This is a genomic window from Candidatus Rokuibacteriota bacterium, assembly GCA_016209385.1.
GTDB lineage: Bacteria > Methylomirabilota > Methylomirabilia > Rokubacteriales > CSP1-6 > JACQWB01.
This window is the reverse complement of record JACQWB010000195.1, coordinates 1-9175: the sequence shown is the minus strand read 5'-3', so window position 1 is coordinate 9175 and position 9175 is coordinate 1. Positions and strand designations below refer to the sequence as shown.

The following is a 9175-nucleotide window of genomic DNA, read 5'->3' as shown; positions in this document are numbered from 1 at the left end:
TTCGGAAGGGGGGCGGAGCCCCCCTCCGAGGAAGCTCACGGGTTGAACAGGACCTGCTCCACCTCGCCGGAGGGTGAGAAGAGGACGCGGAGCACGAAGGGGGAACGGCTCCGGAGCGACTGCGCGAAGCGGAGGTCTCGATACTCGACGACCGCGCGGTTCCCGTCCTCGCGCAGCGCCACCACCGGGAAGCGGGCGAACCAGAGGAAGGTCTGGACGTCCTTGTGCTCGCGGGCCCGGGCGACCGGCCCATCCGCGGGTCCCTTGGGAAGCCCGGTCAAGGTCACGCCACCGCGCCAGAGCCGGACATCACCCTGCCAGTAGCGGTCCCCGTCCTCGGCAAACCCCTGCCAGCGTAGCGGGTTGAACGGCCACGGGAGCGCCTCGACCCGGCGCGCAGCGACCCCCTGGCTCTGGAGCAGTTCCTCCATGCGGGTGACCGCAGCCGAGTGGTTGAGCGCCATCATCCCGAGGTAGAGGACGATGGCCGCGAGAGCCACCTTCCCGATCACCGCCGCAGACCGGCGCCAGACGAAGCCGGCGACGACGGCGATGAGCAGCGTCAGTGTCAGGAACGGATCGATGATGAAGACGAGATCGAGGGCGGGCCGCGCCCTCGAGAACGGCAGGTAGAGCTGGATCCCGTAGCTCGTGATCAGGTCGAGGAAGAGGTGCCCGATGGCGATCCCGAGGAGGGACAGGCCCGCGAGCGGGCCCCAGCGCCTCTCGGGGCCGACGAAGCGCAGCGCGAAGCCCAGCGCGAACGCCAACCCCACCGCCCCGACGAGGGAGTGGGTCATCCCCCGGTGGGTTTCCAGCGCCACAACGCTCTGGGCCGGGCTCCACAAAACGTCGATATCGGGGAGCATGGCGCCCGCCGTCATGGCCAGCGTGGCCTGATACCCGCAGCGCTGGCGGAAGCCAGCCTGCGCCAGTGCCGCGCCTGCCAGACCGTGGGTGAGCGGGTCCATGCGACCGCGGCTAGCCGATCGAGGGGAGCTTCAGCACGGAGACTTCGGCGAGCCGCGCGCTGACAACCTCGGCGAGTTTCCGGAAGGCAGCGGCCTGGGGCGAGCCGGGCTTGCGAATCACGATGGGAACCCCCTCGTCGCCGCCCTCACGAGTTTCGGGGTCCAGCGGAATCTGGCCAAGGAGCGGCACCCCCATCTCCTCCGAGAGCCGCTGCCCGCCGCCCTCGCCGAAGATCGTCGTTCGCTCGCCGCAGTGGGGGCAGAGGAAGTAGCTCATGTTTTCGACGACCCCCAGGAGCGGGACGTTCATCCGCCGGAACATGGCGATCGCCTTCCGGACATCCAGGAGGGCGACCTCCTGCGGCGTCGTCACGACCACCGCGCCCGAAAGTGGAATTACCTGGGAGAGGGAGAGCTGCGCGTCTCCGGTCCCGGGGGGCATGTCGAAGACGAGATAGTCGAGGGCACCCCAGTTGACGTCCCGCAGGAACTGCTGGATCGCCGAGTGGAGCATCGGCCCCCGCCAGATGATGGGCTCGCCCTCCTTGACGAAAAAGCCGATCGAGATCAGCTTGATGCCGTGGCTCTCCACCGGGATGATCTTGTTGTCGAACATCCCCGGCCGCCCCTTGGCTCCCATCATCAACGGGATGTTGGGACCGTAGACGTCGGCGTCGACGAGGCCGACCCCGGCGCCACTCCGTGCCAGCGCGAGGGCCAGGTTCACAGCCACCGTGGACTTCCCCACGCCGCCTTTCCCGGACGAGACCGCCACCGTCTGCTTCACGTCGGGGATGTACTCCTCCCGCGGCGGCTGCGCGGGCGCCTGCTGAGGCGCGGCGGCATGAGGCGCCGAGGCCATCCTCACCTGGACCTCGACGACCCCCGCGAGCTGCGACACCAGTTTCCGGGCTTTGCTGTGGAGCTCCACCTTTACGTGGGGAGGCTGCGTCGTGAACTCGAGCGTGAACGCGACGCGCCCGCCCTGGACCTCCAGGTTCTTGATCAGGCCGAGGCTGACGATGTCCTTGCGCGCCTCGGGGTCCTGGAGCGTCCGGAGGGACTGGAGGACAGCCTCCTCCGTGACGACGGGAGCACCGGGGTTTGAGCTCATACGGTATCGGGGATCTCGGACTTGAAACCGACAGCTCAGTATAGGGGGCAACTCCCCGTGAGTCAAGGCGATTTTGCCGCAGAAAGCTTGCAAATCGGCCACGGACCTGCTAGAAAGGGAAGTGTTTTCCCCGCCATGGGCATCGGGCCTGATGAGTTTCGGCACGTACTCGGTCACTTCGCCAGCGGTGTGACGGTGGTCACCACCTGGGATGCCGACGGGCGCCCGACCGGCCTCACCGCCAGCGCCTTCACCTCGGTCTCCCTCACACCTCCGCTGGTCCTCGTCTGCGTGGATCAACACGCGCACAGCTACGACGCCTTCCGGACGAACGGTCGGTTCGCGATCAACGTCCTCGCTGCCGGTCAGGAGGCCTTGTCCCGCCACTTCGCCTCCACGCAGGCCGACAAGTTCGAGCGGATCGCGTTCCGGACGGGCGCGTGCGGGCTCCCGCTGCTCCTCGCCGCGCTCGCCCACCTGGAGTGCCGCACCGTCCACACTTATCCCGGAGGCGACCACACGATCTTCGTGGGCGAAGTCGAGGCGGCCACCGTCGGCAACGGCGAGCCCCTCCTGTACTACCGCGGCGGTTACGGCCGCCTCCAGCTCGGAGATCCCCGCTCATGACCATCCCCCTCTCGCGCCCCCCCGTGGACGCCGAGATCAAGGAGGCGGTGCTCGCGGCCATCGACTCTCGCCAGTACATCCTCGGTCCCCACTGCCGGGAGTTCGAGGCTGAACTGGCCCGCTACATCGGCACCCGCCACGCCGTCCTCACCGCCTCGGGCACCGCCGCGCTCTGGCTCAGCCTCCGGGCCCTGGGAATAAAGGCCGGCGACGAAGTCCTCGTCCCCGCTCACACCGCCTTCCCGACCGTGGAGGCGATCCTCGCCGCCGAGGGCACCCCCGTCTTCGTGGACGTGGACGATTCCTACACGCTCGATCCCGCGGACGCGGAGGCACGCATCACGCCGCGCTCGGTCGGGATCATCCCGGTCCACCTGTACGGCCACCCGGCCAGGATCCCCGCGGTCCAGGACCTGTGCGCCCGCTTCGGCCTGTGGTGCCTCGAGGACTGCTGCCAGGCCCACGGCGCCGAGTGGGACGGGAAGAAGGTCGGCGGCTTCGGCCGCGGCGCGGCCTTCTCCTTCTACCCCTCGAAGAACCTGACCGTCATGGGGGACGGCGGGGTCGTCGTCACCAGCGACGACGAGATCGCGACGCGCTGCCGCCGGCTTCGCGACCACGGGCGCCTCAGCAAGGACGTGCACGCGGAAGTGGGCTTCAACCTGCGCTTCAACGAGCTCCAGGCCGCGGTGGGCAGGGTCCTCCTCCGGCGGCTCGAAGCGATGAACGAAAGGCGGCGGGAGCTGGCGCGGAGGTATGCCGAGCGCCTGGCCGGCCTCCCGCTCGTCCTTCCGGCGGAGCAGCCCCGGGCCCGCCACGTCTACCACCTCTACGTCATCCGCACATCCCGGCGCGATGCCCTCGCCCGCTTCCTCAAGGAGCGGGGCATCCAGACGGGGATCCACTACCCGGTCCCCTCCCACCGCCAGCCCGCGGTGGAGCGACTGGCCCCGCCGCCCCTGGCCCGCACCGAGGGGATCGTTCAGGAGATTCTGACGCTCCCCCTCTCGCCCGGCCACACCGACGCCGAGATCGACGAGGTGGCAGCCGCCGTCAGGGAGTTTTTCCGCTCGTGACGGCCCAGACCCGGGCCGGCGGCGATCTGCCCGAGAGAGCAGTGGCCGGCGAGCGAGCGGCAGACGCCGCCGGGCCTGCTTCGAGAAAGGGTGCTACGCGCGATGGGTGAGCCGCTCAGGGTCCTGCACCTCTATCCCAAGGCCGACTACTTCACCGGAGCAGCCGTCCAGCTCTGCGAGCTGGCAAAAGGGCTGGCCGCCCGCGGCCATCACGTGGTGGTAGCCACTCGCCCGAGCCCGATCTGGGCCGACAAGTGCCGCGCGGCTGGCCTCGCCTACGTGCCGCTCCCGATGCGCTCGGCCCTCGATCTCCTCTCGGTCCGGCGGCTCGCTGAGCTCGTTCGGACCCACGACATCCAGATCGTCCACTGCCATAAGGGGCGGGCCCGCACGCTCGCGATTCTCGCCGGGCTCTTCGTGAAGATTCCCGTCTTGATCCTGAACCGCGGGGTCAGCTTCCCCCTGACCCCGTTCAACCGCCTCGGCTACACGACCGGGCGCGTGACCGCCATCGTGGCGGTCTCCCATTCCATCAAGCGGGGGCTGGTGGCGCGGGGTGTTCCCGCGGAGAAGGTCGAGGTCATCTACTCGGGTACCGACACCGACCGCTTCCACTCCGATGTGGACGGCAGCGCGATCCGGCGGGAACTCGGCCTCGCGCCGGACGACTTCCTGATCACGCAGGTCGGCGTCCGGAGCTGGCGCGGGAACGAGGACGTCCTGGAGGCGATGATGCGGCTGGCCCCGCGCGCCCCCCGGGCCCGCCTCCTCTTCGTCGGCGCCCCCGCGCCTCGCATCAAGAGCCTCCTCAACAAGGCTCGAAGCCGCGCGCTCGCGGGTAGGGTCCACGTCTGGGGCCACCGCGAGGACATCCCCCAGATTCTCACTGCGAGCGATGGCGTCGTGGATGCCTCCTATGCCGGCGCCGGGCTCACGGGCTCGCTCCGCGAAGCCCTCGCGGTGGAAACGCCCGTGATCGGCACCGCACTGGAAGGCATCCCCGAGCTGATCCAGGACGGCGAGACCGGCCTCCTCGTTCCACCCCGCAACCCAGAAGCGCTGGCCCAGGCCATCCTCCGACTGATGGAGAACCCGGTGCGGGCCAAGGAGATGGCGCGGGCGGGCCGGAAGCAGGTGGAGGCGCTGTTCTCCACCCGGGCCAAGGTCGAGCTCACCGAGCGGCTCTACCTCCGCCTGCTCGCCGCGCGATCATGACGGACCGGCTCGCCCTCTTCGCGCGCCTCCTCGCGTACCTGCGCCCCTACTGGGCCTGGCTCGTCCTCGGAGGCGGGCTGGCGCTGGTCGTGGCCGCCATGGACGGGATGATCGCCTGGCTCGTCAAGCCGGCGATGGATGAGATCTTCCTCAAGCGCGACCTCCTGATGCTCAAGCTGATCCCGCTCGCCCTCCTCGGCGCCTACTTGGTCAAGGGCTGCTGCCGCTACGCCCAGTCCTACCTGATGGCCGCGGTCGGCGAGCGCGTCATTGCCACGCTCCGGCGCGACCTCTACACGCACATCCAGGGGATGCCGCTCGCGTTCTTCTCCGGCCTTCACTCGGCGGAGCTGATGTCGCGCGTCGTCAACGACGTGAACCGGCTGGCGCGGCTCTCTTCCCAGGTCCTCGTGATGGCGATCCGCCAGGTCGCCACGATCGTCGCCCTCCTGGCGGTCATGCTGGCCCGGGAGTGGGTCCTGACCCTGATCGCCGTCGTGATCTTTCCGTTCGTGGGAGTCACGGTCCGGGCCATCGGGCGCAATCTCTACAAGATCAACAAGCGCTCCCAGGAGAAGATCGCCGAGCTGACCGTGGTCCTCCAGGAGTCCTTCGTCGGCACCAAGATCGTCCAGGCCTTCGGCCGCGAGGCTCACGAGCGGGAGCGCTTCGAGCGGGTGAACCAGCGCCTGCTCGACCTTTCCCTCAAGGACCACCGGACCGACGAGATCACCGAGCCCCTCATGGAGGTGCTCGGGGCGCTGGGAATGATGGGGGCGCTCTGGTACGGCGGCTACCAGGTCATCCAGGGGCAGATGACGCCGGGGACGTTCTTCTCCTTCACGGCGGCGGTGATCCTGCTCTACGGGCCGGTGCGCAAGCTCTCACGGATCGCCAACACCGTGCAGCAGTCCACCGCCTCGGTCGAGCGCGTCTTCGAGCTCCTGGACACCCCGCCCACCATCGTGGACCGGCCGGGCGCGACCCCGCTGCCCGGGTTCAGCGACCGGATCGAGTTCGACCGGGTCATCTTCCGCTACCCCGACGGCGACGCGCCCGTGCTGAGCGACATCAGCCTGACCGTGAAGAAGGGGGAACTGGTCGCCTTTGTGGGGATGAGCGGCGCGGGGAAGACGACGCTGATGGACCTGCTCCCGCGCTTCCACGACGTCATCGCCGGTCGCATCCTCGTGGACGGCCACGACATCCGGGAGGTGACGCTGGCTTCGCTCCGCGCCCGGATCGGCATCGTCACGCAGGAGACGTTCCTGTTCAACGACACCGTCTTCTACAACATCGCCTACGGCAAACCGGAGGCTCCTCCCGAAGAGGTCGAGCGCGCCGCCCGGCAGGCCCACTGCCACGACTTCATCGCGGCCATGCCCGAGGGCTACCGGACCCATGTCGGGGAGCGCGGGGTCAGGCTCTCGGGAGGCCAGCGCCAGCGCCTCGCCATCGCCCGGGCGTTTCTCAAGGATCCGTCGATCCTGATCCTGGACGAGGCCACCTCGGATCTGGACGCCGAGAGCGAGTTGATGGTCCAGCAGGCGCTCACCGACCTGATCAAGGGCCGGACCGTCCTGGTGATCGCGCACCGGCTGTCCACGGTCCGGAACGCGGATCGCATCTACGTGATCCACGACGGCCGGATCGCCGAGGTCGGGCGCCACGAAGAGCTGCTTGCCGGCGACGGGATCTACCGGCGGCTCTACGCGCTCCAGGTGGACCCCGCCTTCCGCTGATTACTCCTCTTTTATTCGGCGCCAACGGGTGGCACGCCGATGGGGCCGGGCCCCCGACGCCGCAGGCGTGGGGAGGGGGCGTGCAACGGGGTCCCTACACCGGGCGGGGTTCGAGCACGGCGGGGGTGATCGGCGGGACAGGACCCGTTGGCGCCGACCCTACGGCTCGCGGAAGCGGTTGACGATGGGCAGGCGCCAGTCCTTGCCGAAGGCGCGCGGCGTGATCTTGATGCCGATGGGGCCCTGGCGGCGCTTGTACTCGTTCCGGTCCACCATCCCGATGACCTTCTTGACGGTGGCCGGCTCGAAGCCCTGGGCGACGATCTCGGCCAGGCCCTTGTCCTCCTCCACGTAGGCCTCCAGGATCCGGTCCAGGAGCGGGTACGGCGGGAGCGTGTCCTGGTCGGTCTGGTCCGGCCTCAGCTCGGCGGAAGGGGGCCGATCGAACACGGAATCCGGAATCACCGCCCGCCCGGCCCGCGCGTTCACGTGGCGGGCGAGCTGGTAGACCAGGGTTTTCGGCACGTCCTTGATCACGGCGAAGCCCCCGGCCATGTCCCCGTAGAGCGTGCAGTAGCCCACGCCGATCTCGCTCTTGTTCCCGGTCGTGAGGACCAGCCAGCCGAACTTGTTCGAGAGCGCCATGAGGAGCGTGCCCCGGATCCGCGCCTGGATGTTCTCCTCCGTCACGTCCTCCTTGAGCCCCTTGAACGGCTTCGCCAGCGCCCGCCTGTGGGCGCGGAAGATCGGCGTGATCGGGAGCGTGAGGAACTCGATCCCGAGGTTCTTCGCCAGCCGTCGGGCGTCGCCCCGGGTCCCCGCCGACGAGTAGGGCGACGGCATCGTGACCCCGGCCACGTTCTCGGGCCCCAGGGCCTCGCAGGCGACCGCCGCAACCAGCGACGAGTCGATCCCGCCCGAGAGCCCCACGAGCACCCGGCGGAAGCCGTTCTTCCACACGTAGTCGCGCGTCCCCAGAACCAGCGCCTGGAAGATCTCCTCCGCTGGCTCCAGGACCCCGACCTCGCGCGGCGCAAGCGCCGGCTTCTCCCGGCTCGGGAGCGGGCCGAGCGCGATCCGGGCTACCCGCTCGGGAGACCGGAGCTTCTCCTTCCGTCGGCGCGAGTCGTGAAGCCGCGCCCGGAAGACTCGGTCCAAGTCGAGGTCGGCGACCACCAGGTCCTCCTCGAACGCCTTCCCCCGGGCCACGCACTCCCCCTTCTCGTTGAAGACGAAGCTCTGCCCGTCGAAGACCAGCTCGTCCTGGCCCCCCACGGTGTTGACGAAGCCCACGCAGACCAGGTCGTCGGCGGCGCGCGTGGCGAGCATCTTCTCGCGGAAGTGCCCCTTCCCCGCGGGGTAGGGCGACCCGGTGATCGTCACCACCAGCTCGGCGCCGGCCAGGGCCTGGGCCGTGGTGGGCCCGGTCGGATACCAGATGTCCTCGCAGATGTTGGCGGCGAAGACCGTGTCGCCGAGGGTAAAGACCGGTACCTCGGTCCCGGACTGGAAGTAGCGGTTCTCGTCGAAGACCCCGTAGTTGGGGAGGTACTGCTTGTGGTAGACGCCGACCCGCCGGCCGTCGTGGAGGACCGCCGCCGCGTTGAAGATATCGTCGCGCTTGTCGACGAACCCGACGACGGCCGTGAGACCGCGCGAGGCCTGGCCCACGGCATCGAGCGCCTTCAGATTGGCCGCGATAAAGGCGGGCTTGAAGAGCAGGTCCTCGGGGGGATAGCCTGTCAGCACCAGCTCGGGGAACGCGACCAGGTCACAGCCCAGCGCCCGCGCCCGGTCCATCCACTCGAGGACCTTCCGGACGTTGCCCTCGAGGTCACCGACCGTGGGGTTCACCTGAGCCAAGCCCACCCTGAGCCGCCGCATGCCCACTCTCCTGACGGGTATTCTAAACCCGGGGCGACCGGCGGCCTAGGCTTTGTCGGAGCCCGAGCTTGACAGCTCCGGCGGTCCAGGCAAGAGTGAGGCGGTATGGAGAAGGTTCCGTGGCTGCCGTCAAAGCTCGCCGAAGGCGCGAAGCCCGAGCCGTGCCCACGCTGCAAGCGGCGGGCCCTGATCCCCTGGACCCTTCGCCGTGACCTCCAGCGGCAGGTCTGGCGAACCTGGGTCTGCACCCACTGCCAGGCGACCGAAGACCGCCCGGAGCCCGAGTAACGCGCCGGCGCGAAACCCTCACCCCGCACGCTGGGAGCCTGTCGGAGCGACCGGGATGAATGCTCTCGCGCTCCTGCCAGTTCCCCGACCCGTGCCGGTTCCACTTCGAGCGCGCACCCGCTTCGCGGGTACCCGGCCCGCGCAACCGACTCGGGCCTCGCCTCCGTCTGATTTGCTCGGGCCTCGCCTCGTCGCTGGCGCCGGCGATGAAGCTGCCGGCGCCGAAGCGCCTCGGCTCGAACTGCCATGCCTGCGGCT

The 9175-nt window shown here is 69.3% G+C and carries 8 protein-coding genes; 5 read left to right on the top strand and 3 right to left on the bottom strand.

The features are described 5' to 3' along the window. Positions 1-35: 35 nt before the first annotated feature. Both HY726_14175 and HY726_14170 read right to left on the bottom strand, forming a co-directional pair. Positions 36-971 (bottom strand): metal-dependent hydrolase, encoded by a 936-nt coding sequence (locus HY726_14175; GenBank protein MBI4610143.1) that lies wholly within the window; start codon positions 969-971, stop codon positions 36-38. 10 nt (positions 972-981) lie between these two features. Next, the gene (locus tag HY726_14170; protein ID MBI4610142.1) at positions 982-2085 is read right to left on the bottom strand and encodes an Mrp/NBP35 family ATP-binding protein; all 1104 of its coding nucleotides are present in this window, start codon (positions 2083-2085) and stop codon (positions 982-984) included. Between the two features lie 135 nt (positions 2086-2220). Here HY726_14170 and HY726_14165 point away from each other — a divergent pair, with 135 nt between their 5' ends. From HY726_14165 to HY726_14150, 4 genes are all read left to right on the top strand, one after another. Further along, positions 2221-2712 carry a flavin reductase family protein gene (locus tag HY726_14165; GenBank protein MBI4610141.1) on the top strand — a complete coding sequence of 164 codons (492 nt, stop codon included), beginning with the start codon at positions 2221-2223 and terminating at the stop codon, positions 2710-2712. Beyond that, positions 2709-3788, top strand: a complete 1080-nt coding sequence (locus HY726_14160) for a DegT/DnrJ/EryC1/StrS family aminotransferase (GenBank protein MBI4610140.1) — start codon at positions 2709-2711, stop codon at positions 3786-3788. Before HY726_14165 ends, HY726_14160 begins: the two co-directional genes overlap by 4 nt. Positions 3789-3890: 102 nt before the next feature. After that, positions 3891-5003, top strand: a complete 1113-nt coding sequence (locus HY726_14155; GenBank protein ID MBI4610139.1) for a glycosyltransferase family 4 protein — start codon at positions 3891-3893, stop codon at positions 5001-5003. Further along, a complete protein-coding gene (locus HY726_14150; protein ID MBI4610138.1) occupies positions 5000-6745 on the top strand; it encodes an ATP-binding cassette domain-containing protein in 1746 nt (581 codons plus the stop codon). The genes HY726_14155 and HY726_14150 overlap by 4 nt, the downstream gene beginning before the upstream one ends. A gap of 159 nt (positions 6746-6904) precedes the next feature. On the opposite strand, the gene HY726_14145 is transcribed toward HY726_14150, so the two are convergent. Then, positions 6905-8629 (bottom strand): NAD+ synthase, encoded by a 1725-nt coding sequence (locus HY726_14145; protein MBI4610137.1) that lies wholly within the window; start codon positions 8627-8629, stop codon positions 6905-6907. 105 nt (positions 8630-8734) lie between these two features. On the opposite strand from HY726_14145, the gene HY726_14140 reads away from it, so the two are divergent. Then, positions 8735-8917 carry a hypothetical protein gene (locus HY726_14140; GenBank protein ID MBI4610136.1) on the top strand — a complete coding sequence of 61 codons (183 nt, stop codon included), beginning with the start codon at positions 8735-8737 and terminating at the stop codon, positions 8915-8917. The last annotated feature ends 258 nt before the right edge of the window (positions 8918-9175 follow it).

Coding starts and splice junctions, on each gene's coding strand:
- HY726_14170 (MBI4610142.1), bottom strand. CDS start 2,085: ATGAGCTCAAACCCCGGTGCTCCCGTCGTCACGGAGGAGGCTGTCCTC.
- HY726_14150 (MBI4610138.1), top strand. CDS start 5,000: ATGACGGACCGGCTCGCCCTCTTCGCGCGCCTCCTCGCGTACCTGCGC.
- HY726_14160 (MBI4610140.1), top strand. CDS start 2,709: ATGACCATCCCCCTCTCGCGCCCCCCCGTGGACGCCGAGATCAAGGAG.
- HY726_14155 (MBI4610139.1), top strand. CDS start 3,891: ATGGGTGAGCCGCTCAGGGTCCTGCACCTCTATCCCAAGGCCGACTAC.
- HY726_14145 (MBI4610137.1), bottom strand. CDS start 8,629: ATGCGGCGGCTCAGGGTGGGCTTGGCTCAGGTGAACCCCACGGTCGGT.
- HY726_14175 (MBI4610143.1), bottom strand. CDS start 971: ATGGACCCGCTCACCCACGGTCTGGCAGGCGCGGCACTGGCGCAGGCT.
- HY726_14165 (MBI4610141.1), top strand. CDS start 2,221: ATGGGCATCGGGCCTGATGAGTTTCGGCACGTACTCGGTCACTTCGCC.
- HY726_14140 (MBI4610136.1), top strand. CDS start 8,735: ATGGAGAAGGTTCCGTGGCTGCCGTCAAAGCTCGCCGAAGGCGCGAAG.